Below are 26,049 nucleotides of genomic sequence, written 5' to 3' on the forward strand. Positions count from 1 at the left end.
GGCCTTTTAAGTTATTTCGGTTTAAAAACTATCCCGCAATAAATTCATCAAATGACTTCAATTTATATTCTGGATTCGTTTTTTTAGCTTTTTCTAAAATTTTAGAGAAATGTGTTTTTTCTAATCTTTTAAATTCAACTTCCGCTTTGTTATATATTTCCATTATCGATTCGATATTGGCTTTTTGCGATGGAGAAGGCGCATCATACTGACTCGCCACAGAAGCATAAATGGCTCCTAATTTCTCTCTTAATCGCTTTTCTGCAGCACCCACATAATTATCACCAGTAGTTACTACCATATTGTTTTTTAATTTGTTAAGTTCTGCGTTTATTTTATCGGCTGTTTTTAAAAAACTTTTGTCTATAGTAGCAATTTCACCATTAAGCTTGATCATTTCGTCTATTTCATAAACCATATAAGCTAAACTTTGTACTTTATCGAAAAGCATTTTAGTAGTAGTTCTTTGTTCTGTTCTTGAAGCTGCTGTAATTGGACTTTTCGGATCATTTAACACTTCAAATTCATGTGTAAATTTATCTTTACCTTTAGTTAAAACGGCTTTGTATTTTCCAGCTGGAACAAGTGGAGTAGTGAAGCCGCTATAATCTAACGTTTTCCCTGTTGCCACTTTCGGTCCTTTTTCATTAAAATCCCAAGAAACAATATTTATCCCTTTTTGATTGCTCACAGGTAAATTCACAATTTTATTTCCATTCATATCTTGAATTTCCATTTCCATTTTACCAAACGTATTTCTCTTTTTTAGATAATATACAATTTGTGCAGAAGTGCTTGGATTCGCACCCACAAATTCTAACTCAGAAGCCGTACTTCCAAATGAAGAATTTTCTACTTTTGTAAATGGTTTGGTTTTAAAGAAATATACATCAGAAGCGATTATCTCATTAGTTACTTGTCTTAAAATACTAACATCATCAAGAATAATAACACCTCTACCATGAGTCGCCATTACTAAATCATTAGTTTTCTTGTGTAAATCCAAATGCATAACGGCAACAGCAGGCATATTGTTTTCAAATTTCGACCAGTTTTTACCACCATCAACCGTGATGTATAAACCTTTTTCTGTACCTAAGAATAATAAATTTTCATTAACATAATCTTCTTGAATACAACGTGCAAAACCATCAATGTCTTTTGTTACAATTGAAGCCCAAGTGGTTCCAAAATCAGTAGTTTTGTAAACATAGGTGTTCATGTCGTTTTTAGTATGTCCTTCAAAAACGGCGTACGCACTTCCTTTTGCGAAATTACTGGCTTCGATATGATAACACCATGTGTTTTTTGGTAAACCTACAATGTTTGCGGTTACATTTTTCCAAGTTTTTCCACTATCTTGAGTGATTTGAACATTTCCATCATCGGCACCAGCCCAAATAATATCTTTGCTCAAAGGCGATTCTGCAATGGTAAATAATGTACAATGATTTTCCGCACCAGAATTATCTTTAGACAAACCACCAGAATTTTCTTGATTCATTTTTAGTTTGTCATTCGTTGTTAAATCTGGAGAAATAATTTTCCAACTCGCACCCATATCATCAGAAACGTGTACGAATTGACTTCCTGCATAAATTCTATCCGGATTATGTAAACCTGTAACAATAGGCGTATTCCAGTTGAAACGTAATTTTACCACGCCTTTTTCTTGTAAAGGCTGAATCGTTTTTAATTCTTTCGTTTCTAAATTATAACGCCAAATATTTTCGGCACCTTGCATTTCACTGTAAATAATTTTCTTAGTTGGATGTTTTAAAACTCTAAATCTATCTCCGTAACCAACGCTGTTCCAGTCTCTAGCTTCAATTCCGCCGTCACTTTTACTTGGGCCGTACCAAGAACCATTATCTTGTAAGCCACCATAAATATTATACGGTTCTTCTGTGTCTAAAGTAATATGATAATATTGAGAAATAGGTAAGTTTTTCACAATGTCCAAAGTACTTCCATTATTCCAACTTCTGTACATTCCACCATCGGTAGCCACATAAATTCGGTTGGTGTCAATTGGGTCGACAAGAATATCGTGAATATCAGAATGCATCGCACCTAAGTTTCTAAATGTTTTTCCGCCATCACGAGAAATAGAACCATTTAATCCGCCTTTGTAAACAATATCTGGGTTTTTTGGATCGATTGTAATTCTTGAAAAGTAAAACGGACGAACCACTAAAGCGAAATCACTATTTAAATGTTTCCACGATTTCCCACCGTCTTCCGATTTATATAATCCTTTTTCGCTGTCTTTTTCGCATTCAATTACTGAATATAAAATATTGGCGTTTGAAGGTGCTACTGCAATGGCAATTCTTCCTAACTGTCCTGCTGGAAAACCATTGTGAATTTTGTTCCACGTTTTTCCACCATCTGTAGTTTTTAATAAAGAAGAGAAGTTTCCTCCAGAATTAAAGGACCAACCGGTTCTTCTAAATTCCCAAAAACTAGCATACATTACATTTGGATTAGTTGGATCGATTACTAAATCGGAACAACCTGTTTTATTGTCAACATAATGAATTTTATTCCAAGTTTTTCCACCATCTTTTGAATTGTAGATTCCTCTTTCTTCACTATCTCCCCAAAGCGCACCTAAAACACCGACCCAAACATTGTTTGAATCTCTTGGGTCAACAATAATTGAAGAAATTCTATCCGATTTTGGTAAACCCATATTGGTCCAGTTCAAACCACCATCGGTAGATTTGTAAATTCCATCACCAACAGAAACACTGTTTCTTGTCCAAGTTTCACCAGTTCCAGCCCAAATTACATTATCTGGATTGTTTGGATCGAAAGTAATAGTTCCAATAGATTGAATATGTTTATCGAAAACAGGTACGAAAGAAGCACCGCCATCTGAACTTTTCCAAATTCCACCACCAGCTGCTCCTAAAAAGATAATTTGATTGTTTTTAGGATGAATGGCTAAATCAGAAACACGGCCACTCATTAAGGCTGGACCAATTTGTCTTGCTTCTAAATCTCCGAAAAGTTCTTTTCCTTTTAAGGTTATTTCTTGTGCATTTGAAGTAAATACACCTAATGAAATTATAGAGAATAATAATGACTTTTTCATATTATTCTGCTTTCATTTCAAATGCTTTTGCGTCTACAGGTGGGTTGATTACAATGCTTTTTACTGTCATTGCTTGTCCGCCTTGATTCATAGTGAATGGGAAAAATATTCCATCAACTTCTTGATAATCTCCCATTGTACTTGTAGACATTTGCCCTTTAGCTGGACCTTCTTTTACTTCAGCTTCTGTCATGATTGGTACAAAGTTTTCAGTGTCAAAATAGTAGAAAACAACGTTATCTTCTTTTTTTCCAGCTACAGTAATTGGTGTTTTAGTTAGTTTGATTTTAAAACACTCTGTTCCTTCTTTAGTTTCTTTACCAAGTAATTCCGCTTTATATCCTTTTTCTTTATAGTTGTAAAACGGATCTGGGAAATCGTTAATTTGAGATATCATATTTTCAGTAGTTTCAGAATCTAATTTTTCGGCTTTCATAGTCATGAAATTAGTACTCCATCCTGTTTTTCCATCAAATGCTAATTGTGTAATTTCTTTTCCTTGAAAATTAATTTTCACATACATTTTTCCCGTTTTATCATTGAAAATTTCTACAGGAATTTCCATTCCATTGTAGTTGGTAACTATGTTCATTTTGCAACCATTGATTTTTGATAATTTTTCTTTACCACCAATGTTTTCAAAATATTTGTTAATAATTTCATCAGCTGTTTGAGCAGAAGCAGTTAAACTTGTAAATAAAATTACAGTTAACATAAATAAATTTTTTAAAGTTCTCATTTTATTTTTTTTAAAGGTTTGTTAAATAAGTATTAATTCTTTTAATAAAGTTGCAGAATTTGGAAGATTAATTATAATTTTATTACTTTGTTTTTATAAACGCCAAAATAAATTTTATGTACACGCCAATTAATCAGTGGGCCGAAGATGATCGTCCACGAGAAAAACTACAAGTTAAAGGAAAATCTACCTTATCCGATTCCGAATTATTAGCGATATTAATTGGCTCCGGTTCCAGAAATGAAAGTGCTGTGCAATTGTGTCAGCGAATTTTAGCTTCTTCTAATAATAATCTCAATCAATTGAGTAAATTGTCTATTAATCAATTGACACAATTTAAAGGCATTGGTGAAGCGAAAGCTATCTCAATCGTTGCGGCATTAGAATTGGGTCGAAGAAGAAGAATAGAAGACGCCACAGAATTAACTCAAATTACTTCAAGTAAAAAAACGTTCGAAATCATGCAACCTATAATTGGTGAATTGCCTCACGAAGAATTTTGGGTATTGTATCTAAATAATTCAAATAAAGTGATTCATAAATCGCAAATCAGTAAAGGCGGAATTACAGGAACTGTTGTAGACAATAGAATGGTTTTTAAAACCGCTTTTGAATATCATGCTACCGCCATAATTTTATGTCACAATCATCCTTCAGGAAAATTACAAGCAAGTGAGTCTGATTTATTTTTAACAAAAAAAGTAAAATTAGCGGGTCAAACTTTAGATATTATTGTGCAAGATCATGTAATTATTACAGAGTTTGGATATTTAAGTTTTAGAGATGCTGGGATTTTTTAAAACACATAGACACATAGTTTTAATTAGACTAAGAAATATTGCAGAAAATCATAAAAATCTGTGTACCTATTTAATAATTAATTAAGAATAGAAAACGTATTTTTGCAAAATAAATTTACAGTTAACACAATGAACGAATTATATCAATTTACCAATCAAGATTTAGAATTGGTTTCTCAAATAAAAAAGCATCAAAACATCACTTCAATATTTTATCATTTTTGGATTAATTTGGTTAATCCAGAAGAAAAGTTCGTTTTTGTAGATACTATTGAAATCGTTTTTGATAAAACTAGCACCTATTTTTTCAAAATTAATGAAGAAGATAATGGTTATGTTGTTTTAACAAACTACAATTTTGAAGACGAACAAAAAGCGTTGGCTGCCAAATTTCAAGATGTACTTTCTTTAAAAAGAATTGATGTTAGCCAAGCTACGATTTGGAAAGATAAAATAAAAACGCCTTTATTGTCCGTAAACACAGTTGTTGATTACGAAAACAGAAACGAAAATTTCATTCATTTCGATTTTATTGATGGTTCGTTAGCGATTTATCATGATGAAGAAAAAGGATTACAAGTAGAGGATTATGAATTCTAATTGTGCTCCATTTTAGAAATTTAAAAATTTTGTTAATAGATTTTCAATCTTCTTCATTATTGTTATCTTGCAACATAATATAAAGAGAAATGATAAGCACAAAAAACATAACGTTTTCTTATAACAAAGACCAAACTTTCATTATGCCCGATTTATTCTGTCAGCCTGGAAGTACAATTTTAGTTACCGGTAATTCTGGAAAAGGAAAAACTACCTATTTACACATTTTAGCCGGATTATTAAAGCCTAATTCTGGAGAAATTGTAATCGATAATAAAGAAATCACACATTTAAAAGGAAGCAAAGCAGACAAGTTTAGAGGGAAAAATATCGGAGTAGTTTTTCAGAAATCACACTTTATTGCTTCGCTTTCTGTTTTGGAGAATTTAGAAATGGCAAGTTGGTTGGCCACTGGAAAAAAGCACAAAATTAGAGCTAAAGAATTATTACAAAAATTAGATATTGCTGAACAAGCTCACAAATTGCCAAGTCAGTTAAGTGTTGGGCAACAACAGCGAGTTTCTATCGCTCGTGCTTTAATGAATGAGCCTAAGGTGTTATTAGCAGATGAACCAACTTCAAGTTTAGATGATAAAAATGCAGACAATGTTATAGAGTTATTGGAAACCTTATCAAAAGAATATAAAACGGCTTTAATTATTGTCACTCACGATAGTCGTATTAAAGAAAAATTCACCAATCAAATTACAATGGTATGATCGGAAAGTTAGCATGGAAAAACATTTGGTTTAAGCCTTTAAATACCATTTTAAGTATTTTGTTATTAACAGCTTCAGTAGCGATAATAACGGTTTTAATTTTAGTCGAAAAACAATTCGAAGAAAAATACCAAAGCAATTTAGATGGTGTGGATTTGGTTTTAGGTGCACAAGGTAGTCCTTTGCAATTAGTGTTGTCTTCAGTATATCAAGTAGATGATCCCACAGGAAATATTAGTTACGATTCTGTAAAAGTTTGGATGAAACATCCGTACGTGAAAAAAGCTATTCCATTAGCGTATGGTGATAATTATGTAGGTTTTAAAATTGTTGGAACTACACCAGATTACTTAGAAAAATATCAAGCTACAATAGCTGATGGAAAAGTGTTTGAACACAATTTCGAAGTGGTTGTTGGAGCAGACGTAGCCGAAAAATTGAATTTAAAAAGAGGCGATACTTTTAAAGGAACGCACGGAAGTGCCGCAGAAGGAGAAGTACACGATCACGTAGAATATATTATAGTAGGAATTGCTTCAAAAACTGGAAAAGTTATTGATAATTTAATTTTATCGAATATTCCAACGGTTTGGCAAATGCATCATGAAGGTGGTCATGAAGAAGTTGCCGAAAATCCAGCTCATGGCGAAGAAGGTCATGTACATGATGAACACGAATCGGATATGACAATTGATGAGCCAAATATGGAAATCACATCGGTTTTAATTGAGTTTAAAAATAAAATGGGTGTGTTTATGTGGCCCAACTTAATTGCACAAAATACTAAAATGCAAGCGGCTTTACCAACCTATCAAATGAACAGATTATTCGATATGTTTGGAGTAGGATTGAATGCGTTGAAATATTTAGCTTTCGGAATTATGTTAATTTCTGGAATTTCAATTTTCATTGCTTTATTCAATACATTAAAAGAAAGAAAAGCGGAATTTGCATTAATGCGAGTGAACGGCGCCAAAAGACATCAATTGCTTTTAGTTGTTTTATACGAAAGTATCTTACTATGTGTAGTGGGCTATTTATTTGGCACAATTTTGGGTAGAGTAGGAATAGTTCTATTGTCGAAAGCATCAGAATCAGATTTTAAATTAGGATTTAATCCCATGGAAATCATTTGGGAAAAAGAAGGGCTTTTATTCGGTTTAACCATGTTAGTCGGATTAATTGCAGCGGGTATACCTGCGATAAAAGCATATACATTAAACATATCAAAAACATTAGCAAATGCGTAATTCAGTAAAAATAATGATGGCCTTATTCTTAGGCGTTTTCTTGTTTAGTTTTCAAAATCAAAGCGAAGTAGCAACTTTTAAATCTTCAAAAAGATTTGTTTCTGCGGATACTTTAACCTGGAAAATGTTAGGTGAAATTAAATATATGAAGAAAAAGCACGCGTCGTACGGCGAAGTTGATTTTCCAATGATTAATACGAAATTGAAAAAATTAGCGAAAAAAACTATTGTAATGAGTGGTTTTATTGTGCCAATTGATAATAAAAATTATGCGTTGAGTAAAAACGTATTCGCTTCTTGTTTTTTCTGTGGAAAATCAGGACCAGAAACTATTATGGGAATTAAGTTTAAAGGTGCAACTCCGAAACTTAAAACGGATACCTATTTAACCATAAAAGGAACTTTTCGTCCGAATGAAAACGATGTGGAAGATTGGATTTATAATTGTGATAATGCAGAAATTGTTAAAGGAAAATAAATCTTGGACGAAATTAAACACATATTTTTCGATTTAGATCACACACTTTGGGATTTTGAGAAAAACTCAGCCTTAGCGTTTGAAAAAATATTTCAAGAATTAAAGTTTTCAATCGATACGCAACAATTCATGGATGTTTATAATCCGATAAATGTGGCGTATTGGAAGTTGTATGAAAGAAACGAAATTGATCAAGAAGCACTTCGTGTGAATCGATTAAAAGATGCTTTTGAAGCGATTAATTTCGAAGTTACTTTAGAAGAGATTAATGCCATTTCTCATTTGTTTATTGAGTATTTAACTTCGAATAATCATTTGATTGAAGGTACAATTGAAACCTTAGACTATTTAAAAGATAATTACGAATTACATATTATTACCAACGGATTTTCATTCGTACAAGAAGTGAAATTGCAAAAAAGTAATTTAGAAAAGTATTTTGTAACCATTACTAATTCTGAATTAGCAGGTCATAAAAAACCACACGAGAATATTTTTCAGTATGCTTTATCTTTAGCCAATGCTTCCAAAAATCAAAGTATCATGATTGGCGATAGTATAGAAGCTGATGTTTTAGGTGCGATGAATTTCGGAATGAAGGCGGTTTATTTTAATCCAGAAAATGAAGCGGTCTCTCATAATCAAATTATTCAAATTCAAAAATTAATCCAATTAAAAAATATTTTATAATGAAGAAGTTTTTAGTTTTATTACTTGCGTTGTTTTCTGTTGTATCATTTGCTCAAAAAAAACAAGCTATTCTTATTTCAAATAATTTCGACTTTCAAAGAGAGAAAAACTCTTACAATATTAACAACATGTTGAAAGCTATTTTGGTTTCTAATAATTATGAAGTTTATTTTGATGATGCCGTTTTGCCTATGGAAATTGCCCAAAACAGATGCAACGCATTAACAGGTGTTTTGGTTGATAATAGCAATGTGTTTTCAACGAAATTGAAATTTCAAATTAAAGACTGTCATAATAATTTATTGTTTGAAACAGCTGAAGTCAAAAGTAAAGAGAAAGACATGCAATTAGGTTTTATGGAAGCTATTAAATTGTTAAGTCCTGAATTAAAAAAATACAAACCAGCTGTAATTCAAAAGAAAGAAGTTATTGAAGTAAAACCAGTTTTAGCTGAAACACCTATTTTATCTGAATTTAAAACGTTTTTAAATTGTAAAAAGGAAGATGTTTTTAACGGATTTCATATTACTGAAATTAGAAATAGTGAAGGTTTTGTACTCTTAAATTTAAAGAAAACTAAAAATTCTAACGTGTTTATTGCTTTTAAAGAAGACGCTAATGGAGTTTTTACATTAAATGGAAACAAAGGTGTTTTTGAATATTATCTAGATGATAGATATATGGTTGAAGAATATTTGTTTTAGGTTTTATTTAATTTTGTTCTAATTCAATGAGAAAACATAAAAGTAAAATTTATTATTCTGCTGGTTTTATTAGCATCATATTGTTGCCAATTTTATGTGTGCTAAATTCAAAGAATAATGAAGCTTTTACGAATTGTTGTTCAATAGATATTCAAATTTGGGATGGAAAAGAAGACGATCTCGGAAATAAAGGTCTAACCAAATTTTTAAACTCAAAAAAATATACAACCGTTAATTTAAACGGCGATAGCGTAATTGATTTAAAAAAAATTGATAAAGCAGCAATTAAAATAAAGGGAATTACTTTATCTAAAGACTCAATAAGAGGTGTGAAATTCCATTTTGGTCCAAATTCTGATTATGCTACATTTATCAGAGTTTTAGATGTTTTAGCCATTCAAAAAGCAGGATTTTATGTTCCTTATAAGGATGATATTTTTGTCGCTAATCCTAAACCAATAAGGTCGACTTCTAAACAGATTAATATTATTCCTCATATATTTAAATGTGGTTATTCTTCTCTAAATGAGCAAAATGATAATTTTATTGATTGGCTATTTTGGAAAGAAAAGTTTAAAAAATATTATTTAGTTATTATTCTTTATTTCTTGATGGTTTTCTTTCAATTTAAAAGTATGTACAATAAATATTTTTTAAGTTAATTTCTAACTAATACCCATATTTATTTTTCCATCTGTTTTTTAAAAACTGTCGAATTTCTCTTTCTCTAGCATTTTCACCAGGTTCAAAAAAGGTGGTTTCTGAAATGTCAGTTGGTAGAAATTCTTGTTCGGCAAAATTATTCGCAAAATCGTGCGAATATTTGTATTCTTCACCGTAGCCTAATTCCTTCATTAATTTTGTAGGCGCATTTCTTAAATGAATTGGAACAGGTAAATCTCCAGTTTGTTTGACTACTTGTTGCGCTTTTCCAATAGCCATATAACTAGCATTGCTTTTTGCTGAGGTCGCTAAATAAATTGCACATTGACTCAAAATGATTCGGCTTTCTGGATAACCGATTGTGCTTACGGCTTGAAAGACATTGTTTGCCATGATAAATGCGGTTGGATTCGCATTTCCAATATCTTCACTTGATAAAATTAACATTCTACGCGCAATGAATTTTACATCTTCGCCACCTTCAATCATTCGAGCTAACCAATACACCGCGCCATTCGGATCACTTCCACGAATTGATTTTATGAATGCTGAAACAATATCATAATGTTGTTCACCTGTTTTATCATACAATACGGTATTTTTCTGAACCAATTGCATTACTTTTTCATTCGTAATTACAATTTCATCACTTTCAGTTGCATTGACAACTAATTCGAAAACGTTTAGCAATTTTCTTCCATCACCACCAGATAATCGTAATAAAGCTTCGGTTTCTTTTAAGTCTATTTTTTTACTTTTCAAATAATCGTCAGATGCTATTGCTCGATGTAAAATGTTTTCTAAATCTTCTTTCGTAAACGCATTTAAAACATAAACCTGACATCTTGACAAAAGTGCAGGAATGACTTCAAAACTCGGATTTTCAGTTGTAGCTCCAATAAGTGTAACCCAACCTTTTTCTACAGCTGCTAAAAGTGAATCTTGTTGTGATTTACTAAATCTGTGAATCTCATCAATAAATAAAATTGGGTTTTTAGCGGTGAATAATCCACCACTTTGTTTGGCTTTTTCAATGACATCACGAATGTCTTTTACGCCAGAATTAATCGCACTCAACTCGTAAAACGGACGTTTACTTTCTTGTGCCATAATTTGTGCCAAAGTAGTTTTGCCTGTTCCAGGTGGCCCCCATAAAATTAAACTCGGAATAATTCCTTTCGCAATTTGTTGGGTTAACGAGCCGTTTTCGCCAACCAAATGAGATTGACTTATGTATTCCGATAATGTTTTCGGGCGAATTCTTTCTGCTAAAGGTGTTGTCATGATGTAAAAATACAATAAATTTGATTTTTATTGGTTATAATAATATGAGATTTTTATCAACACTTTTTGTTTTTTGCTTGTCCTTTTCTCTTTTTTCACAAGTTGAAAAAGATTACCGTATTTATCATACCTATATAAATAAAGCAGAGAAATTTTATTTTATTGATAATAATACTGATAGTACATTTTACTATTATGACAAAGCTTTTTCAGCGTATGATTTTATTTTCTTAAAAGACCTTGTAAACGCAAGTCAGTTAGCTTATTATTCTAAATTACCGTATAAAAAATATATTGAGAAAGGATTTGAGTTTGGTTTAAAACTTAGTCATTTGAAATCGATTGAAATTTTCAAACCTATTATTTCAAATTTAGAAAGTGATAAAGGATTAAGTAAATTGTATGTAGAGAAAAGGAAAATATATTTATCTAAGTTAAATGCTGAAAAAATTGATTGGGTATATAAAATTGGAATTCAAGATCAAAAAGACAAATATTTATCGAACAAAAATTATAAAATTAAACAATCCAAATCAGTAGTAGAGATTCAGAAATTCATTTCAAAATATGGTTATCCTGGAGAAAAAATAATAGGGATTGCTGATTCCACAGTTTTCAGGGAAATTAAATCCTCCAAAATTGATTTTCATAATAGAATTAAGCATGATTCCTTATTGAGGAAATATTTTGTTTTAGATGAAGAATGCTTATCGGAAGAACTAATTATAACTACATTGATACATAATTTTGATAGCTATAAAAAATTAAAATATATTTGGTTAGAACAAATCAAAAAAGGGAATATACACCCTAGAGACGTTGCTTTAATCCACGACAATACTTACAGAGTTAATTTTTCTGATAAAAATGATTTAAATGGATATTACAAAAACAATATATTTTGTCCTTATCCTTCGAATTTAGATATAAAAAGAATTAATAAAATAAGAAGAGAATTATTTATCTGTTCTTATGATTTAGATAAAATAAAAGAAAAAAAAGAAAAAGAAATTGGATTTAAACTTTTTTGGGGTTTTTGGAATTGTAGATAAACTGCCAAAATTACATACCTTTTACTTTGGCTTCATTTTTGACTTTTATGCTGTATGATAAAATCTTCAATAGATAAAAATTTTTATTTTTCTGCTTCGGTACTTCTTTTTCCTTTGCTTTTTGTAATGGCAATGTGGGTTTCTTATTATGTAGGTTTACATTATTTTCCAGAGATGCATGAGTTCGGAATCTTACCTAAAACATTTAAAGGTTTACGAGGAGTTCCATTGCATATTTTCATTCACGGAAGTTTTAAACATTTACTCAATAATTCTATTCCAATTTTCTTTTTGGTAATGGCGTTGAAGTATTTTTACCGTCAACAGTTTTGGGAAGTCTTGTTTTTAGGAATTTTGTTTTCCGGAATAGGAACGTGGCTAATCGGAAGAAATTCCTATCATATTGGTGCAAGTAGTTTGGTGTATTGTTTAGTAAGTTTTATTTTCTTCAAAGGAATTTTATCCAAATATTACCGATTAGTCGCTTTGTCTTTAACTATTGTATTATTGTATGGTGGAATCATTTGGTATATGTTTCCCAATGCAGAAACCTTAAAGGGAAATGTTTCATGGGAAGGACATTTTGCTGGATTTGTAACAGGTTTAACGATGGGAGTTTTTATAAAAACGCCACAATTTGAAAAACCTATTTTTTACGATTGGGAGCATCCAGATTTTGATCCATCGGACAAACCTTTCTTTAAACAATTTGATGAACATGGTAATTTCATCAATCCGCCAAAACCCGAACCTGAAGTTGTTGAAGAAACGGAAGTCGATTCGTATTTTAAATCTTCAGTAAAAGTAATTTATGAGTTTTTGAAAATGAAGTAAAAAAAAAGACTTATACAATTGAAATTTCAACCATATAAGTCATATAAGTAAATAAAGTTCTCTATATATTATAAAAGTCTTTGTCTCACTACTTCATATAAAAAAGCACCACAAGCTACAGAAACATTTAAAGATTCAATAGTTCCGTACATAGGTAATTTCGCTTTTTCATCAACTACTTTTAAAACCGATGGGTTTACACCGCGTTCTTCGTTACCCATAATAATCGCTACAGGAACTTTAAAGTCGATATCGTAAATAGTGTGTTCTGTTTTTTCTGTCGCTGCTACAGTTTTTATATCGCAACTTTGTAAATGAAAAACAGCGTCTTTAATATGGTCCACTTTGCAAATTGGAATATTGAAAACAGCACCTGCACTAGTTTTAACTGTGTCGCCATTTACTGGAGCAGAACCTTGTTTTTGAACAATAATTCCGTTCACGCCAACACATTCTGCCGTTCTGATAATCGCACCAAAATTTCTAGCATCAGACAATTGATCTAAAACTAAGAATAAAGGTGTTTTGCCACTTTCTAAAGTTTGTTCAATTAAAGTATCTAAATCGTGAAAAGCAATTGGCGAAATAGTTGCCACCGCTCCTTGGTGATTTAAAGAAGTAAAACGATTCAGTTTTTCAACCGGAACATAACTAAAATTGACATTATTCGCTTTTATAGCTTTCATTAAATCTTTCATTAAGTCGCCCTGAGCTTCTTTCTGAATAAATACTTTGTCTATAACTGCGCCTGAATGTATAGCTTCAATAATGGCTCTAATTCCAAAAATCTGATTGTCGTTTTTCATAGCTGCAAAGATATAATATTAAAGGTCAAGTAAAAAATAAAATAATAAAGTTGTTTTACTTTGTTCAAACTTGGTTCTTTTTGCTTTTTACTTTGCTCTTTAGAAATAGGTCTTAAAACTAATTTGTACAATAGAATTAGAAAGTTTTATGGTTTGACTTCCTGTGTTTCCATTTGCATACACTAAATTAAATAAGCCGCCATTGCTTAATAATCCTAATCCGAAACCTAATCCGTAAAGTTGATCTTTGCTGTTGTTGGCTTTATCTTGGTAATAACCATAATCAGTGATTGTATAAAAATATAAATTAGGAGAAGCTACATATCTGTATTCGGCAAAAATTCCGCTGAATATATTTCCTTGTAGGCTGTTTTCGTTGAAACCTCTTATGGATTGAATTCCGCCAAATCGGTACAATTCATTGGTGTAATAATTCGTACTTTGAAGAAAATACGTACCGGTTTTTAAATGAATGTAGTTTTTTTTATTGAGTTCGAGCAGTTGCTGAAGTTGAAATTGCGCAAAAAACTGATTGGTTTTTATGGAACTTGCTGTTCTATTTCCGATTCCGAATTTCGTAAAAATAGAGAATTTATCTGGAAATAGCGAATCGTCAAAATCAATTTTTTTATGCTCAAATGTAACCGTGTTAAAAGTGGATTTTAAATCTTTTAAATCGGAACTTGCTATTTTTTGTATGGCTTCTGAAACATTGTCTTTGTATCCGATAAATACTTTGGTGTTGTAATTAATCATGTAACCCAAATCGAAATCGAAACTACTGTTTTGAAAAATCGTATCCTGTTTAAAAATTTTTAAATTCGATTTTAAAGCTATTGGACTTTTGAAAATATAAGCTAAGTCTAAGTTAACATTAAAAGTGCTTTGTTTGTTTCCGTCATTTTTCCAATATAAATTGAAACGTTCTCCCGAATTTAAATTGTTGTATAAATTCAAATCTAAATATCCGTTGAATTGTAATTTCTGAGTTTCGTCATTGTTTCCGAAACCTAAAAACCCGTCAAAACTGTTGTTTTTTCTTTTTTCTAAATAGAGATATACTTTTGTAGAATCAGTTGTAAGTAAAACTTCTGGATATTTAGTTTGAGTCACAAAAGGTAAAGAATTAAAATCAGTATGAATTTTTTTAATAATGTTTTTGTTAAAAGGTTTTGATTGGTATTTTCTTAAAAACACTTTTTTAATTCCGATTGGAAATTGACTGTAGCCTTGAAAAACTAAGTTGTTGATTTTTCTGACTTGATTCAATTCGATAATTAAATCAGCTTGGAATTTGTTATTAGAGGTGTTGAAGTTGTCTAATTTAATTTTAGATTGCGCAAAACCTTTTTTCTCCAGAATATTCAATTTCTCGTTGATGTAAAATTCTGTATTCGAAAGCAAAATAATTTCTGAAGATTGTAAGTTTAATATTTCTTTTACTTCGTTAGATAAGCTGTCTGTTTTAATTTCGATGTTTCGAGTTAGTTTTCCTAATTTGTATATAAAAGTAAAACTGCTATCATTGGTTTTTTTGGTTTCGAGTAATTCGTTTTCCAAATAACCAATTTTTATTAAATTCTGATTGAATTTTTGTTGAGACTCTAATAGGTTTTTAATTTCCTTATGTGTTTTGATATAGCCGATGCTGTCAATAATTTTATTTTCAGTTGAAGAATTCCCTTCAATTTTTAAATAAAACTGCTGACTATATATATATGGTGAAAATAAAATTAAGAAAAATAAATATTTCATAGTCCAAATATAACGTAATTTTTCTAGAATTTATTTTGATGTTTGGTAGTAAAATTATCTTTCTTAGGTGATGTTTTCAATAAATTGGTTATCAAAAAGTTAGAAAATTAAAAATAAATATAATAGAGTTTGGATAATAAAAATTATTTTCTACCTTTGCATCCCTTAAAATAAGGTAACAATAAACAAGTTTAATTAAAATTTAATTATGCCAACAATTCAGCAGTTAGTTAGAACAGGAAGAACCAAAATAACTAAGAAGAGTAAATCGGCGGCTTTAGATTCATGTCCTCAAAGAAGAGGTGTATGTACTCGTGTTTACACAACGACTCCAAAAAAACCAAACTCAGCGATGAGAAAGGTTGCTAGGGTTCGTTTAACAAACGGAAACGAAGTAAATGCATACATTCCTGGAGAGGGGCATAATTTACAAGAGCACTCGATAGTATTAGTTAGAGGTGGAAGGGTAAAAGATTTACCAGGAGTTAGATACCACATTGTGCGTGGTGCTTTAGACACAGCAGGTGTTAAAGACAGAACACAACGTAGATCTAAATACGGTACAAAACGCCCTAAAGAAGCAGCTAAAAAGTAATTATTTAACACTTTAAAGAAAAGACATGAGAAAAAGAGCGGCCAAAAAAAGACCCCTTTTGCCAGATCCAAAATTCAACGACCAGTTGGTAACACGTTTCGTAAACAACTTAATGTGGGATGGTAAAAAATCAGTAGCTTTTAAAGTATTTTATGATGCTTTAGAAATAGTTGAAACAAAAAAACAAGATGCAGAGAAATCTTCATTAGAAATTTGGAAAGATGCATTAACAAACGTTATGCCTCACGTAGAAGTTCGTTCACGTAGAGTGGGTGGAGCTACATTTCAAATTCCTATGCAAATTCGCCCAGATAGAAAAGTATCTATGGCAATTAAATGGTTGATTCTTTACACAAGAAAAAGAAATGAAAAATCTATGGCTGGTAAATTAGCTGCAGAGATTTTAGCAGCAGCAAAAGAAGAAGGTGCTGCCGTTAAGAAAAGAATGGATACTCACAAGATGGCAGATGCTAATAAAGCATTCTCTCACTTTAGATTTTAATTCTTAAGAAATGGCAAGAGAACTTAAATATACAAGAAATATTGGAATTGCTGCTCACATTGATGCTGGTAAAACAACAACAACTGAGCGTATATTATTCTATACTGGTAAGTCACACAAAATTGGTGAAGTACATGATGGTGCTGCAACAATGGACTGGATGGCTCAAGAACAAGAAAGAGGTATTACAATTACTTCAGCAGCTACAACTTGTGAGTGGAATTTTCCAACTACACAAGGTAAATTGTTGCCGGAATCATTGCCTTATCACTTTAATATTATTGATACTCCTGGACACGTTGATTTTACTGTAGAAGTAAACAGATCTTTACGTGTATTAGATGGTTTAGTTTTCTTATTTAGTGCAGTTGATGGTGTTGAGCCACAATCTGAAACTAACTGGAGATTAGCAGATCAATATAGAGTACCACGTATCGGTTTCGTTAACAAAATGGACAGACAAGGATCTAACTTTTTGATGGTATGTCAGCAAGTAAGAGATATGTTAAAGTCTAACGCTGTTGCAATTACTTTGCCTATTGGTGAAGAAAATGATTTCAAAGGTGTTGTTGACTTAGTAAGAAACCAAGCTATTGTTTGGGATGATGCAGGAATGGGAGCAACTTATGAAGTTGTTGATATTCCAGCTGATATGCTTGAAGAAGTTAAAGAATACAGAGATATCCTTATTGAAGCAGTAGCTGATTACGATGAGAACTTGCTTGATAAATACATGGAAGATCCGGATTCAATTACTGAAGATGAAATCAACATTGCATTAAGAGCTGCGGTTATGGATATGGCTATCATTCCTATGATTGCTGGTTCGTCATTCAAAAACAAAGGAGTTCAATTCATGTTAGATGCGGTATGTAAATACTTACCATCTCCAATGGATAAAGAAGGTATTGAAGGAATTCATCCTGATGATGCTGAATTATTAGAAGAAGATCAAACAAAAATATTGCGTAAGCCAGATGTTAAAGAGCCATTCGCTGCTTTAGCGTTTAAAATTGCTACTGACCCATTCGTAGGTCGTTTAGCTTTCTTCCGTGCTTATTCTGGTCGTTTAGATGCAGGTTCGTATGTTTTAAATACTCGTTCTGGTAATAAAGAAAGAATTTCTCGTATCTATCAAATGCACGCTAACAAGCAAAATCCAATCGAATATATCGAAGCTGGAGATATTGGAGCAGCAGTTGGTTTTAAAGATATCAAAACTGGAGATACGTTGTGTGATGAAAAACACCCAATTATTCTTGAGTCAATGAAATTCCCTGCGCCGGTAATTGGTATTGCAATTGAGCCTAAAACAAAAGCTGACGTAGATAAAATGGGTATGGCTTTAGCAAAATTAGCTGAAGAAGATCCAACATTTACAGTTAGAACTGATGAGGCTTCGGGTCAAACTATTATTTCAGGTATGGGTGAGCTTCACTTAGATATCTTAGTTGATAGAATGAAACGTGAATTCAAAGTTGAAGTAAACCAAGGTGAGCCTCAAGTTGAATATAAAGAAGCATTTACAAGATCTGCAACGCACAGAGAAACTTACAAGAAACAATCTGGAGGTCGTGGTAAATTCGGTGATATCGTATTTACATTAGAGCCAGCTGATTTAGTTGACGGTAAAGCTCCTGTAGGATTACAGTTTATTAATGCAGTAAAAGGTGGTAACGTTCCTAAGGAATATATTCCATCTGTAGAAAAAGGTTTCCGTGAAGCTATGAAATCGGGTCCTTTAGCAGGATACCAAGTAGATAGTTTAAAAGTAACTTTAACTGACGGATCTTTCCACCCAGTCGATTCAGATGCTCTTTCTTTTGAATTAGCAGCGAGAATGGGTTATAGAGAAGTAGCAAAAGCTGCTGGAGCTATCGTTTTAGAACCTATCATGAAAATGGAAGTTATTACGCCAGAAGAAAACATGGGAGATATCGTTGGTGATATTAACCGTCGTAGAGGTCAGGTGAATGACATGGGTGACAGAAACGGAGCTAAAACTATCAAAGCAGACGTGCCATTATCAGAAATGTTCGGTTATGTAACAACATTAAGAACATTGTCTTCAGGAAGAGCGACTTCAACTATGGAGTTCTCTCACTACGCTGAGACACCTGCTAATATTTCAGAAGCGGTAATTAAAAAAGCAAAAGGTAACGCCTAATTCTTAAGAAAATGAGTCAAAAAATCAGAATAAAATTGAAATCTTACGATCACATGTTGGTAGATAAGTCTGCTGAAAAGATTGTAAAAACTGTAAAAAGTACAGGTGCTGTTGTAACTGGTCCAATTCCATTACCAACTCACAAAAGAATTTTTACAGTATTACGTTCTCCACACGTAAACAAAAAATCTAGAGAGCAGTTTGAATTAATGTCATACAAAAGACTTCTAGATATTTATAGTTCTTCTTCAAAAACGATTGATGCGTTAATGAAATTAGAATTACCAAGTGGTGTTGAAGTAGAAATTAAAGTATAACTTTATTTCATAATAAATAAAAACCGAGTTGAAATACTACTCGGTTTTTTTATATCCTCAAGGGAAAAAATATACCTTTTTTGTTGTTTTTAAAAATAAGTTAACATTTATTTTTGAGAACAATAAAATATTTATATATTTGCATCCTTGAAAAAATTCAGCAAGTGTGCTGAAAATCAATGTTTAATTAATTAATATGTATTTATGTCTGGGTTAATCGGAAGAAAAATCGGTATGACTAGCATCTTTGACGAGAATGGAAAAAACATTCCATGTACTGTTATTGAGGCTGGGCCATGCGTTGTTACCCAAGTCAGAACCAACGAAGTTGATGGGTATGAAGCCCTTCAATTAGGTTTCGATGACAAAACTGAAAAGCATACAGTTAAAGCTGAAGAAGGTCACTTCAAAAAAGCTGGAACTGCTGCTAAGAAGAAAGTTGTTGAATTCCAAGGTTTTGATGCGGAGTTTAAGTTAGGAGATTCAATTGATGTAAACTTATTCGCTGAAGGTGAATTTGTTGACGTTTGTGGAACTTCAAAAGGTAAAGGATTTCAAGGTGTTGTAAAACGTCATGGTTTCGGTGGGGTTGGTCAAGCCACTCACGGTCAGCATAACCGTTTAAGAGCGCCAGGATCTGTTGGAGCGTCATCTTATCCTTCTAGAGTATTCAAAGGAATGAGAATGGCAGGAAGAATGGGTGGAGATAATGTAACGGTTCAAAACTTAAAAGTATTGAAAGTTGTTGCTGATAAAAATCTTTTAGTAATTAAAGGGTGTGTACCAGGGTGCAAAAACTCTTATGTAATCATTCAGAAGTAATGGAAGTAAAAGTTTTAGATATCACAGGAAAAGAAACAGGTCGTAAAGTTAATCTTGACGATACAGTTTTCGCTATTGAACCTAACAAACATGCTGTTTATTTAGATGTAAAGCAATACTTGGCTAATCAAAGACAAGGAACGCACAAGGCTAAAGAAAGAGCAGAAGTTGCAGGTAGTACACGTAAAATTAAAAAACAAAAAGGTACAGGTACTGCTCGTGCAGGATCTAAAAAATCTCCTTTATTCAAAGGTGGTGGTACTGTGTTTGGTCCAAGACCGAGAAGTTATTCATTCAAATTGAATAAAAACTTAAAAAGATTAGCTCGTAAATCAGCTTTCTCTTTAAAGGCTCAAGAATCAAATATTATTGTTGTTGAAGATTTTACATTTGAAACACCAAACACTAAAAAATTCATTAACGTATTGAGTTCTTTAGGGTTAGAAAACAAAAAATCTCTATTTATATTAGGTGATGCAAATAAAAATGTATATTTGTCGTCGCGTAATTTAAAAACGACTTCAGTTGTAAACTCTACTGAATTAAGTACTTACGCTATTTTAAATGCGAAAAGTTTAGTTCTTTTAGAAGGTTCAATTGAAACGATAGAAGCTAATTTAAGTAAATAATTCAGATCATGAGTGTTATTATTAAGCCAATTGTAACTGAAAAGTTAACTAAAGATGGTGAAGTTTTTAACCGTTTTGGTTTTATAGTTGAAAAAACTGCAAACAAAGTACAAATCAAAAAAGCTATCGAAGCTGCATTTGGAATTACTGTTGTTGCTGTAAGAACAATGAACTATAGAGCTGATAGAAGTGTAAAATACACTAAAAGCGGATTAATCAGTGGAAAAACAAATGCTTACAAAAAAGCAGTTGTTCAAGTTAAAGAAGGAGAATCGATAGATTTTTATACTAATATCTAATATACAACAATGTCAGTTAGAAAATTAAAACCTATTACCCCAGGTCAGCGTTTTAGAGTTGTAAATAGCTTTGACACTATTACAACTGATAAGCCGGAGCGTTCATTGATCGCACCGAAAAAAAACTCTGGAGGTAGAAATAGTCAAGGAAAAATGACCATGCGTTATACAGGTGGTGGTCATAAACAAAAGTACCGTATTATTGATTTTAAAAGAACAAAAGCTGGAATTCCTGCTAATGTTAAAACTATCGAGTACGATCCAAACCGTTCAGCATTTATCTCATTATTATATTATGCAGATGGAGCAAAAACTTACGTTATTGCACAGAATGGTTTACAAGTTGGGCAAACTGTAGTTTCAGGTGAAGATGCTTCTCCAGAAATCGGTAATGCTTTACCTTTAAGTAAAATTCCATTAGGAACAGTTATTTCTTGTATCGAATTAAGACCTGGTCAAGGTGCGGTTATCGCTCGTTCGGCAGGTACATTTGCTCAGTTAATGGCTAGAGATGGAAAATATGCAACAATTAAAATGCCGTCAGGAGAAACAAGATTAATCTTGTTAACTTGTTCAGCAACAATTGGAGCAGTATCTAACTCTGACCACCAATTAGTAGTGTCTGGAAAAGCAGGTAGAACTAGATGGTTAGGAAGAAGACCTAGAACAAGACCAGTAGCTATGAACCCAGTTGATCACCCTATGGGAGGTGGTGAAGGACGCTCTTCAGGAGGTCATCCACGTTCAAGAAAAGGTTTACCAGCTAAAGGTTATAGAACTCGTTCTAAGGTTAACCCGAGTAACAAGTATATTGTAGAACGTAGAAAGAAATAATAAGATATGGCACGTTCATTAAAAAAAGGACCATTTGTACACTTTAAATTAGAAAAGAAAGTACAAGAGAATATAGAAGGTGGTAATAAAAATGTTGTAAAGACTTGGTCTAGAGCATCTATGATTATTCCAGATTTTGTAGGACAAACTATCGCTGTTCACAATGGCCGTCAATTCGTTCCAGTTTATGTAACTGAGAATATGGTTGGTCATAAATTAGGAGAATTCTCACCAACAAGATCTTTTAGAGGTCACGCTGGTGCGAAAAATAAAGGTAAAAAATAAGAAGTCATGGGAGTTCGTAAAAGAGAAGCAGCTGACGCAAGAAAAGAAGCTAACAAGCAGATTGCGTTTGCTAAATTAAATAACTGCCCTTCTTCACCAAGAAAAATGCGCTTAGTTGCGGATCAAGTAAGAGGTCAGAAGGTAGAAAATGCTCTTAATATTTTAAGATTCAGTCCAAAAGAAGCTTCAAAAAAATTAGAAAAATTAGTTTTATCTGCCATTGCAAACTGGTCAGCTAAAAATGAAGGTTCTAATATGGAAGAAGCTGGCTTATTCATAAAAGAAATTAGAGTTGACGGTGGTATGATGTTAAAAAGATTACGTCCTGCGCCTCAAGGTAGAGCACATAGAATTAGAAAACGTTCTAATCACGTAACAGTGGTTTTAGGAGCTATCAATAACACACAAAGTAATTAATTAACAGTATGGGACAAAAGACAAATCCAATTGGAAACAGACTTGGTATCATCAGAGGATGGGACTCAAACTGGTATGGTGGAAATGATTACGGTGATAAAATCGCCGAAGATTACAAAATCAGAAAGTACATCCATGCGCGTTTAACGAAAGCTAGTGTATCAAAAATAATTATCGAGAGAACTTTAAAACTTGTAACCGTTACTATCACTACTGCTAGACCTGGTATTATTATCGGAAAAGGTGGACAAGAGGTAGACAAGTTAAAAGAAGAACTTAAGAAAATTACAGATAAGGAAATTCAAATCAACATTTTCGAAATCAAAAGACCTGAATTAGATGCTTACTTAGTTGGTAACTCTATCGCTCGTCAAATCGAAAGTCGTATTTCTTACAGAAGAGCTATCAAAATGGCTATCGCAGCAGCAATGAGAATGAATGCAGAAGGAATTAAGGTTCTTATTTCTGGTCGTTTAAATGGTGCAGAGATGGCTCGTTCAGAAGGCTTCAAAGAAGGAAGAATTCCATTATCAACTTTCAGAGCAGACATTGATTATGCATTATCTGAAGCTCACACTACTTATGGTAGAATGGGAATCAAAGTATGGATAATGAAGGGTGAAGTTTATGGTAAAAGAGATCTTTCTCCTTTAGTAGGTATGGACAAAAAAGGTCCTAAATCAACTGAAAGAGGTGGTTTTGATTCAAAAGGAAAAGGCGGTAAACCAGCTCCACGCAAAAGAAAGTAATTTTTTAAATAAAAGACAAAATGTTACAACCTAAAAGAACAAAATATCGTAAGGTACAAAAGGGAAGAATGAAAGGTAACTCTCAAAGAGGGCACATCCTTTCAAACGGAATGTTTGGTATTAAATCTATGGATTCTTCTTTTATCACGTCTCGTCAAATTGAAGCATCTCGTATTGCTGCAACACGTTTCATGAAAAGAGAGGGTCAATTATGGATCAAAATATTTCCAGACAAGCCTATTACAAAAAAACCACTTGAGGTACGTATGGGTAAAGGAAAAGGGGCAGTCGAATATTGGGCTGCTGTTGTAAAACCAGGAAAAATTATGTTTGAAGTAGGTGGAGTGCCTATCTCAGTTGCTAAAGAGGCGTTACGTCTTGCAGCACAAAAACTTCCTGTAAAAACTAAGTTTATCGTTGCTAGAGATTTCGAAGCATAATAAAAATTAATTATGAAACAATCTGAAATAAATAATCTATCTGCAGCTGACTTACAAGCAAAGCTTGTTCAGTTAAAGAAAACGTATAACGACCTTAAAATGGCTCATGCTATTTCTCCAATCGAGAATCCGCTTCAAATGAGAACATTAAGAAGATCAGTAGCAAGAATTGCAACTGAAATTACTAAAAGAGAGTTACAATAATTGTATTCTGCTGAAAGATGGAAAAAAGAAATTTAAGAAAAGAAAGAGTTGGTGTTGTTACTAGTAATAAAATGGATAAATCTATTGTTATTTCAGAAACAAAAAGAGTAAAACACCCTATGTATGGTAAGTTCGTGTTAAAAACTAAGAAATATGTTGCACACGACGAAACAAACGACTGTAATATTGGTGATACTGTAAAGATTAGCGAAACGCGTCCTTTAAGTAAAACAAAATGTTGGAGATTAGTTGAAATCATTGAAAGAGCTAAGTAATTATGGTACAACAAGAATCAAGATTAAAAGTAGCAGATAACACGGGAGCAAAAGAAGTTTTAACTATCCGTGTTCTAGGTGGAACGAAACGTCGTTACGCATCTGTAGGTGATAAAATTGTAGTTTCAATCAAAGACGCAGCTCCTAACAGTAATGTTAAAAAAGGATCTGTATCAACTGCAGTTGTAATACGTACCAAAAAAGAAGTGAGAAGAGCCGATGGTTCATACATTAGATTTGATGACAACGCATGTGTGTTATTAAATGCCGGTGGTGAAATGAGAGGTACTCGTGTTTTTGGTCCAGTAGCTAGAGAACTTCGTGAAAAACAATTCATGAAAATTGTATCATTAGCACCTGAGGTGCTTTAATTCTCAAAGAAATGATGAAAATTAAAATTAAATCAGGAGACCTAGTAAGAGTTAATGCTGGTGATCATAAAGGACAAGAAGGTAAAGTTTTACGTGTAATTCGCGATAAAAACAAAGCTGTAGTGGAAGGATTAAACATGGTTTCAAAACATACGAAACCTAGTGCAAAAAGCCCACAAGGTGGAATCGTGAAAAAAGAAGCTCCTATTCATATTTCTAACTTAGCGTTAGTAGACTCTAAAACTAAAGAGACTTCTAAAGTTGGTTTTAGAATGGATGGAGAAACAAAAGTAAGATTTTCAAAAAAATCTAATCAAGTTATATAGTTATGGGATACTTACCAAGACTAAAGGAAGAATATAAAAGCAGAATAGTTGCTGCTTTGAAAGAAGAATTTGGTTACAAAAATGTAATGCAAGTTCCAAAATTGGAAAAAATTGTTATTAGCCGTGGTGTTGGTGCTGCTGTGTCTGACAAAAAATTAGTAGATTACGCTGTTGAAGAGTTAACTAAAATTACTGGTCAAAAAGCTGTAGCTACAATTTCTAAGAAAGACGTTGCTTCATTCAAACTAAGAAAAGGTATGCCGATTGGTGCTAAAGTAACTTTACGTGGAGAAAGAATGTATGAGTTTTTAGATAGACTTATTACTTCATCTTTACCACGTGTAAGAGATTTTGGTGGAATTAAATCTACTGGATTTGATGGAAGAGGTAATTATAACTTAGGTGTACTTGAGCAAATCATTTTCCCAGAAATTGATATTGATAAAGTAAACAAAATTTCAGGGATGGATATTACTTTTGTTACATCTGCTGAAACAGATAAAGAAGCAAAATCATTATTAACTGAATTAGGTTTACCTTTCAAAAAGAACTAAGTTATGGCTAAAGAATCAATGAAAGCCCGTGAGGTTAAAAGACAAGCTGTTGTAGATAAGTATGCTGAAAAAAGAAAAGCTTTGAAAAAAGCTGGAGATTATGAAGCATTACAGAAATTACCTAAAAACGCTTCACCAATTCGTTTACACAATCGTTGTAAATTAACTGGTAGACCAAGAGGTTACATGCGTCAATTTGGTCTTTCACGTGTAACATTCCGTGAAATGGCTAATCAAGGGTTAATCCCAGGAGTTAAAAAAGCTTCTTGGTAATCTCGTAAAAGTTTATTACTTTTGCAAACCAAAAATAATTTTTAATTGATTAAAGGTTCAGGAAGCGAGTGCTTCCTGAAAACCGTAATCGCAAATTTATACATATGTATACAGATCCAATTGCAGATTATCTTACAAGAGTAAGAAATGCAGCTAGAGTAAACCACAAAGTGGTTGAAATTCCTGCTTCGAACTTGAAAAAAGAAATCACAAAGATTTTATTCGATCAAGGATATATCTTAAGTTACAAGTTTGAAGATTCTACTGTTCAAGGTACAATCAAAATCGCTTTAAAGTATGATAAAGATACTAAAGAGTCAGTAATTAAAGATATCCAAAGAATTAGTAAACCAGGTTTACGTAAGTACGCAAGTTCTACGAACATCCCAAGAATTTTAAATGGTTTAGGTATTGCTATCGTGTCTACTTCTAAAGGAGTTATGACTGGTAAAATGGCTAAGCAATTAAATGTAGGTGGTGAAGTAATTTGTTACGTATACTAATTTTAAAGACCAT

At 32.3% G+C, this 26,049-nt stretch carries 34 protein-coding genes; 29 read left to right on the top strand and 5 right to left on the bottom strand.

Annotation, left to right across the window (positions count from 1 at the left end; translation table 11 throughout):
• Positions 1 to 28 precede the first annotated feature (28 nt).
• Both UEQ13_RS06210 and UEQ13_RS06215 read right to left on the bottom strand, forming a co-directional pair.
• Positions 29 to 3,100, bottom strand: a complete 3,072-nt coding sequence (locus tag UEQ13_RS06210; protein WP_329805495.1) for a WD40/YVTN/BNR-like repeat-containing protein — start codon at positions 3,098 to 3,100, stop codon at positions 29 to 31.
• 1 nt (position 3,101) lies between these two features.
• Positions 3,102 to 3,839: an outer membrane lipoprotein-sorting protein gene (locus UEQ13_RS06215; RefSeq protein ID WP_329805496.1), complete on the bottom strand. Its 738-nt coding sequence runs from the start codon at positions 3,837 to 3,839 to the stop codon at positions 3,102 to 3,104.
• A 116-nt stretch (positions 3,840 to 3,955) separates the two neighbouring features.
• On the opposite strand from UEQ13_RS06215, the gene radC reads away from it, so the two are divergent.
• From radC to UEQ13_RS06255, 8 genes are all read left to right on the top strand, one after another.
• The gene (radC, locus tag UEQ13_RS06220; protein ID WP_329805497.1) at positions 3,956 to 4,639 is read left to right on the top strand and encodes a RadC family protein; all 684 of its coding nucleotides are present in this window, start codon (positions 3,956 to 3,958) and stop codon (positions 4,637 to 4,639) included.
• Between the two features lie 129 nt (positions 4,640 to 4,768).
• The gene (locus UEQ13_RS06225) at positions 4,769 to 5,239 is read left to right on the top strand and encodes a hypothetical protein (RefSeq protein WP_329805498.1); all 471 of its coding nucleotides are present in this window, start codon (positions 4,769 to 4,771) and stop codon (positions 5,237 to 5,239) included.
• Between the two features lie 89 nt (positions 5,240 to 5,328).
• Complete coding sequence (locus UEQ13_RS06230; RefSeq protein WP_329805499.1) at positions 5,329 to 5,958, top strand: ABC transporter ATP-binding protein; 630 nt, start codon at positions 5,329 to 5,331, stop codon at positions 5,956 to 5,958.
• Entirely contained in the window at positions 5,955 to 7,208 is a 1,254-nt protein-coding gene (locus UEQ13_RS06235) for an ABC transporter permease (RefSeq protein ID WP_329805500.1), read from the top strand. The genes UEQ13_RS06230 and UEQ13_RS06235 overlap by 4 nt, the downstream gene beginning before the upstream one ends.
• Positions 7,201 to 7,686 (top strand): hypothetical protein, encoded by a 486-nt coding sequence (locus UEQ13_RS06240; RefSeq protein ID WP_329805501.1) that lies wholly within the window; start codon positions 7,201 to 7,203, stop codon positions 7,684 to 7,686. Before UEQ13_RS06235 ends, UEQ13_RS06240 begins: the two co-directional genes overlap by 8 nt.
• 3 nt (positions 7,687 to 7,689) lie before the next feature.
• Positions 7,690 to 8,376 (top strand): YjjG family noncanonical pyrimidine nucleotidase, encoded by a 687-nt coding sequence (locus UEQ13_RS06245; protein WP_329805502.1) that lies wholly within the window; start codon positions 7,690 to 7,692, stop codon positions 8,374 to 8,376.
• The gene (locus tag UEQ13_RS06250; protein WP_329805503.1) at positions 8,376 to 9,080 is read left to right on the top strand and encodes a hypothetical protein; all 705 of its coding nucleotides are present in this window, start codon (positions 8,376 to 8,378) and stop codon (positions 9,078 to 9,080) included. The genes UEQ13_RS06245 and UEQ13_RS06250 overlap by 1 nt, the downstream gene beginning before the upstream one ends.
• A 26-nt stretch (positions 9,081 to 9,106) precedes the next feature.
• On the top strand, positions 9,107 to 9,742 hold the full coding sequence (locus UEQ13_RS06255; RefSeq protein ID WP_329805504.1) for a hypothetical protein: 636 nt from the start codon (positions 9,107 to 9,109) through the stop codon (positions 9,740 to 9,742).
• A gap of 7 nt (positions 9,743 to 9,749) precedes the next feature.
• On the opposite strand, the gene UEQ13_RS06260 is transcribed toward UEQ13_RS06255, so the two are convergent.
• Complete coding sequence (locus UEQ13_RS06260; RefSeq protein ID WP_329805505.1) at positions 9,750 to 11,027, bottom strand: replication-associated recombination protein A; 1,278 nt, start codon at positions 11,025 to 11,027, stop codon at positions 9,750 to 9,752.
• Positions 11,028 to 11,047: 20 nt separating this feature from the next.
• Here UEQ13_RS06260 and UEQ13_RS06265 point away from each other — a divergent pair, with 20 nt between their 5' ends.
• A complete protein-coding gene (locus UEQ13_RS06265) occupies positions 11,048 to 12,079 on the top strand; it encodes a hypothetical protein (protein ID WP_329805506.1) in 1,032 nt (343 codons plus the stop codon).
• A gap of 54 nt (positions 12,080 to 12,133) precedes the next feature.
• Entirely contained in the window at positions 12,134 to 12,913 is a 780-nt protein-coding gene (locus UEQ13_RS06270; protein ID WP_329805507.1) for a rhomboid family intramembrane serine protease, read from the top strand.
• Between the two features lie 68 nt (positions 12,914 to 12,981).
• Here UEQ13_RS06270 and rlmB read toward each other — a convergent pair whose 3' ends face one another.
• Together rlmB and UEQ13_RS06280 are read right to left on the bottom strand one after the other, a co-directional pair.
• A complete protein-coding gene (gene rlmB, locus UEQ13_RS06275) occupies positions 12,982 to 13,719 on the bottom strand; it encodes a 23S rRNA (guanosine(2251)-2'-O)-methyltransferase RlmB (RefSeq protein ID WP_091314390.1) in 738 nt (245 codons plus the stop codon).
• Positions 13,720 to 13,818: 99 nt separating this feature from the next.
• Positions 13,819 to 15,474: a BamA/TamA family outer membrane protein gene (locus UEQ13_RS06280; protein WP_329805508.1), complete on the bottom strand. Its 1,656-nt coding sequence runs from the start codon at positions 15,472 to 15,474 to the stop codon at positions 13,819 to 13,821.
• A gap of 208 nt (positions 15,475 to 15,682) precedes the next feature.
• On the opposite strand from UEQ13_RS06280, the gene rpsL reads away from it, so the two are divergent.
• The 19 genes from rpsL to rpsH all read left to right on the top strand — a co-directional run bounded on the left by rpsL (position 15,683) and on the right by rpsH (position 26,036).
• Complete coding sequence (rpsL, locus tag UEQ13_RS06285) at positions 15,683 to 16,069, top strand: 30S ribosomal protein S12 (RefSeq protein WP_091314384.1); 387 nt, start codon at positions 15,683 to 15,685, stop codon at positions 16,067 to 16,069.
• A gap of 25 nt (positions 16,070 to 16,094) precedes the next feature.
• Positions 16,095 to 16,571 (top strand): 30S ribosomal protein S7, encoded by a 477-nt coding sequence (gene rpsG, locus UEQ13_RS06290; RefSeq protein ID WP_329805509.1) that lies wholly within the window; start codon positions 16,095 to 16,097, stop codon positions 16,569 to 16,571.
• Between the two features lie 10 nt (positions 16,572 to 16,581).
• Positions 16,582 to 18,738 (top strand): elongation factor G, encoded by a 2,157-nt coding sequence (gene fusA, locus UEQ13_RS06295; RefSeq protein ID WP_329805510.1) that lies wholly within the window; start codon positions 16,582 to 16,584, stop codon positions 18,736 to 18,738.
• A gap of 11 nt (positions 18,739 to 18,749) precedes the next feature.
• Positions 18,750 to 19,055, top strand: a complete 306-nt coding sequence (gene rpsJ / locus UEQ13_RS06300) for a 30S ribosomal protein S10 (protein WP_091314374.1) — start codon at positions 18,750 to 18,752, stop codon at positions 19,053 to 19,055.
• A gap of 204 nt (positions 19,056 to 19,259) precedes the next feature.
• The gene (gene rplC, locus UEQ13_RS06305) at positions 19,260 to 19,877 is read left to right on the top strand and encodes a 50S ribosomal protein L3 (RefSeq protein WP_329805511.1); all 618 of its coding nucleotides are present in this window, start codon (positions 19,260 to 19,262) and stop codon (positions 19,875 to 19,877) included.
• Positions 19,877 to 20,506, top strand: a complete 630-nt coding sequence (gene rplD / locus UEQ13_RS06310) for a 50S ribosomal protein L4 (protein ID WP_166125928.1) — start codon at positions 19,877 to 19,879, stop codon at positions 20,504 to 20,506. The genes rplC and rplD overlap by 1 nt, the downstream gene beginning before the upstream one ends.
• An 8-nt stretch (positions 20,507 to 20,514) precedes the next feature.
• Positions 20,515 to 20,805 (top strand): 50S ribosomal protein L23, encoded by a 291-nt coding sequence (gene rplW, locus UEQ13_RS06315; protein ID WP_329805512.1) that lies wholly within the window; start codon positions 20,515 to 20,517, stop codon positions 20,803 to 20,805.
• Positions 20,806 to 20,814: 9 nt separating this feature from the next.
• The gene (gene rplB / locus UEQ13_RS06320) at positions 20,815 to 21,639 is read left to right on the top strand and encodes a 50S ribosomal protein L2 (protein WP_166125932.1); all 825 of its coding nucleotides are present in this window, start codon (positions 20,815 to 20,817) and stop codon (positions 21,637 to 21,639) included.
• 6 nt (positions 21,640 to 21,645) lie between these two features.
• Positions 21,646 to 21,924, top strand: coding sequence for a 30S ribosomal protein S19 (gene rpsS / locus UEQ13_RS06325; RefSeq protein ID WP_091314356.1), 279 nt, complete (start codon positions 21,646 to 21,648; stop codon positions 21,922 to 21,924).
• Between the two features lie 6 nt (positions 21,925 to 21,930).
• The gene (gene rplV, locus UEQ13_RS06330) at positions 21,931 to 22,341 is read left to right on the top strand and encodes a 50S ribosomal protein L22 (protein WP_166125934.1); all 411 of its coding nucleotides are present in this window, start codon (positions 21,931 to 21,933) and stop codon (positions 22,339 to 22,341) included.
• Positions 22,342 to 22,349: 8 nt separating this feature from the next.
• Positions 22,350 to 23,090, top strand: coding sequence for a 30S ribosomal protein S3 (rpsC, locus tag UEQ13_RS06335; RefSeq protein ID WP_166125936.1), 741 nt, complete (start codon positions 22,350 to 22,352; stop codon positions 23,088 to 23,090).
• Between the two features lie 20 nt (positions 23,091 to 23,110).
• Entirely contained in the window at positions 23,111 to 23,530 is a 420-nt protein-coding gene (gene rplP, locus UEQ13_RS06340) for a 50S ribosomal protein L16 (protein ID WP_166125938.1), read from the top strand.
• Between the two features lie 12 nt (positions 23,531 to 23,542).
• Entirely contained in the window at positions 23,543 to 23,734 is a 192-nt protein-coding gene (gene rpmC / locus UEQ13_RS06345) for a 50S ribosomal protein L29 (RefSeq protein ID WP_091314340.1), read from the top strand.
• Positions 23,735 to 23,751: 17 nt separating this feature from the next.
• Positions 23,752 to 24,009 carry a 30S ribosomal protein S17 gene (rpsQ, locus tag UEQ13_RS06350; RefSeq protein ID WP_166125940.1) on the top strand — a complete coding sequence of 86 codons (258 nt, stop codon included), beginning with the start codon at positions 23,752 to 23,754 and terminating at the stop codon, positions 24,007 to 24,009.
• Positions 24,010 to 24,011: 2 nt separating this feature from the next.
• On the top strand, positions 24,012 to 24,380 hold the full coding sequence (gene rplN / locus UEQ13_RS06355) for a 50S ribosomal protein L14 (RefSeq protein ID WP_091314332.1): 369 nt from the start codon (positions 24,012 to 24,014) through the stop codon (positions 24,378 to 24,380).
• 11 nt (positions 24,381 to 24,391) lie between these two features.
• Positions 24,392 to 24,706: a 50S ribosomal protein L24 gene (rplX, locus tag UEQ13_RS06360; RefSeq protein ID WP_091314328.1), complete on the top strand. Its 315-nt coding sequence runs from the start codon at positions 24,392 to 24,394 to the stop codon at positions 24,704 to 24,706.
• Positions 24,707 to 24,708: 2 nt separating this feature from the next.
• Positions 24,709 to 25,260, top strand: coding sequence for a 50S ribosomal protein L5 (gene rplE, locus UEQ13_RS06365; protein WP_091314324.1), 552 nt, complete (start codon positions 24,709 to 24,711; stop codon positions 25,258 to 25,260).
• 3 nt (positions 25,261 to 25,263) lie between these two features.
• Positions 25,264 to 25,533 (top strand): 30S ribosomal protein S14, encoded by a 270-nt coding sequence (gene rpsN, locus UEQ13_RS06370; protein WP_091314321.1) that lies wholly within the window; start codon positions 25,264 to 25,266, stop codon positions 25,531 to 25,533.
• Positions 25,534 to 25,637: 104 nt separating this feature from the next.
• On the top strand, positions 25,638 to 26,036 hold the full coding sequence (gene rpsH / locus UEQ13_RS06375; RefSeq protein WP_166125942.1) for a 30S ribosomal protein S8: 399 nt from the start codon (positions 25,638 to 25,640) through the stop codon (positions 26,034 to 26,036).
• Positions 26,037 to 26,049 lie beyond the last annotated feature (13 nt).

This window comes from Flavobacterium facile (assembly GCF_036321945.1).
GTDB classification, from domain to species: Bacteria; Bacteroidota; Bacteroidia; order Flavobacteriales; family Flavobacteriaceae; genus Flavobacterium; species Flavobacterium facile.

Bases quoted from the DNA above. Each gene is read 5' to 3' on its own strand.
- UEQ13_RS06210 (WP_329805495.1), bottom strand. From the start codon at position 3,100: ATGAAAAAGTCATTATTATTCTCTATAATTTCATTAGGTGTATTTACT.
- UEQ13_RS06215 (WP_329805496.1), bottom strand. From the start codon at position 3,839: ATGAGAACTTTAAAAAATTTATTTATGTTAACTGTAATTTTATTTACA.
- radC (WP_329805497.1), top strand. From the start codon at position 3,956: ATGTACACGCCAATTAATCAGTGGGCCGAAGATGATCGTCCACGAGAA.
- UEQ13_RS06225 (WP_329805498.1), top strand. From the start codon at position 4,769: ATGAACGAATTATATCAATTTACCAATCAAGATTTAGAATTGGTTTCT.
- UEQ13_RS06230 (WP_329805499.1), top strand. From the start codon at position 5,329: ATGATAAGCACAAAAAACATAACGTTTTCTTATAACAAAGACCAAACT.
- UEQ13_RS06235 (WP_329805500.1), top strand. From the start codon at position 5,955: ATGATCGGAAAGTTAGCATGGAAAAACATTTGGTTTAAGCCTTTAAAT.
- UEQ13_RS06240 (WP_329805501.1), top strand. From the start codon at position 7,201: ATGCGTAATTCAGTAAAAATAATGATGGCCTTATTCTTAGGCGTTTTC.
- UEQ13_RS06250 (WP_329805503.1), top strand. From the start codon at position 8,376: ATGAAGAAGTTTTTAGTTTTATTACTTGCGTTGTTTTCTGTTGTATCA.
- UEQ13_RS06255 (WP_329805504.1), top strand. From the start codon at position 9,107: ATGAGAAAACATAAAAGTAAAATTTATTATTCTGCTGGTTTTATTAGC.
- UEQ13_RS06260 (WP_329805505.1), bottom strand. From the start codon at position 11,027: ATGACAACACCTTTAGCAGAAAGAATTCGCCCGAAAACATTATCGGAA.
- UEQ13_RS06270 (WP_329805507.1), top strand. From the start codon at position 12,134: ATGATAAAATCTTCAATAGATAAAAATTTTTATTTTTCTGCTTCGGTA.
- rlmB (WP_091314390.1), bottom strand. From the start codon at position 13,719: ATGAAAAACGACAATCAGATTTTTGGAATTAGAGCCATTATTGAAGCT.
- UEQ13_RS06280 (WP_329805508.1), bottom strand. From the start codon at position 15,474: ATGAAATATTTATTTTTCTTAATTTTATTTTCACCATATATATATAGT.
- rpsL (WP_091314384.1), top strand. From the start codon at position 15,683: ATGCCAACAATTCAGCAGTTAGTTAGAACAGGAAGAACCAAAATAACT.
- rpsG (WP_329805509.1), top strand. From the start codon at position 16,095: ATGAGAAAAAGAGCGGCCAAAAAAAGACCCCTTTTGCCAGATCCAAAA.
- fusA (WP_329805510.1), top strand. From the start codon at position 16,582: ATGGCAAGAGAACTTAAATATACAAGAAATATTGGAATTGCTGCTCAC.
- rpsJ (WP_091314374.1), top strand. From the start codon at position 18,750: ATGAGTCAAAAAATCAGAATAAAATTGAAATCTTACGATCACATGTTG.
- rplC (WP_329805511.1), top strand. From the start codon at position 19,260: ATGTCTGGGTTAATCGGAAGAAAAATCGGTATGACTAGCATCTTTGAC.
- rplD (WP_166125928.1), top strand. From the start codon at position 19,877: ATGGAAGTAAAAGTTTTAGATATCACAGGAAAAGAAACAGGTCGTAAA.
- rplW (WP_329805512.1), top strand. From the start codon at position 20,515: ATGAGTGTTATTATTAAGCCAATTGTAACTGAAAAGTTAACTAAAGAT.
- rplB (WP_166125932.1), top strand. From the start codon at position 20,815: ATGTCAGTTAGAAAATTAAAACCTATTACCCCAGGTCAGCGTTTTAGA.
- rpsS (WP_091314356.1), top strand. From the start codon at position 21,646: ATGGCACGTTCATTAAAAAAAGGACCATTTGTACACTTTAAATTAGAA.
- rplV (WP_166125934.1), top strand. From the start codon at position 21,931: ATGGGAGTTCGTAAAAGAGAAGCAGCTGACGCAAGAAAAGAAGCTAAC.
- rpsC (WP_166125936.1), top strand. From the start codon at position 22,350: ATGGGACAAAAGACAAATCCAATTGGAAACAGACTTGGTATCATCAGA.
- rplP (WP_166125938.1), top strand. From the start codon at position 23,111: ATGTTACAACCTAAAAGAACAAAATATCGTAAGGTACAAAAGGGAAGA.
- rpmC (WP_091314340.1), top strand. From the start codon at position 23,543: ATGAAACAATCTGAAATAAATAATCTATCTGCAGCTGACTTACAAGCA.
- rpsQ (WP_166125940.1), top strand. From the start codon at position 23,752: ATGGAAAAAAGAAATTTAAGAAAAGAAAGAGTTGGTGTTGTTACTAGT.
- rplN (WP_091314332.1), top strand. From the start codon at position 24,012: ATGGTACAACAAGAATCAAGATTAAAAGTAGCAGATAACACGGGAGCA.
- rplX (WP_091314328.1), top strand. From the start codon at position 24,392: ATGATGAAAATTAAAATTAAATCAGGAGACCTAGTAAGAGTTAATGCT.
- rplE (WP_091314324.1), top strand. From the start codon at position 24,709: ATGGGATACTTACCAAGACTAAAGGAAGAATATAAAAGCAGAATAGTT.
- rpsN (WP_091314321.1), top strand. From the start codon at position 25,264: ATGGCTAAAGAATCAATGAAAGCCCGTGAGGTTAAAAGACAAGCTGTT.
- rpsH (WP_166125942.1), top strand. From the start codon at position 25,638: ATGTATACAGATCCAATTGCAGATTATCTTACAAGAGTAAGAAATGCA.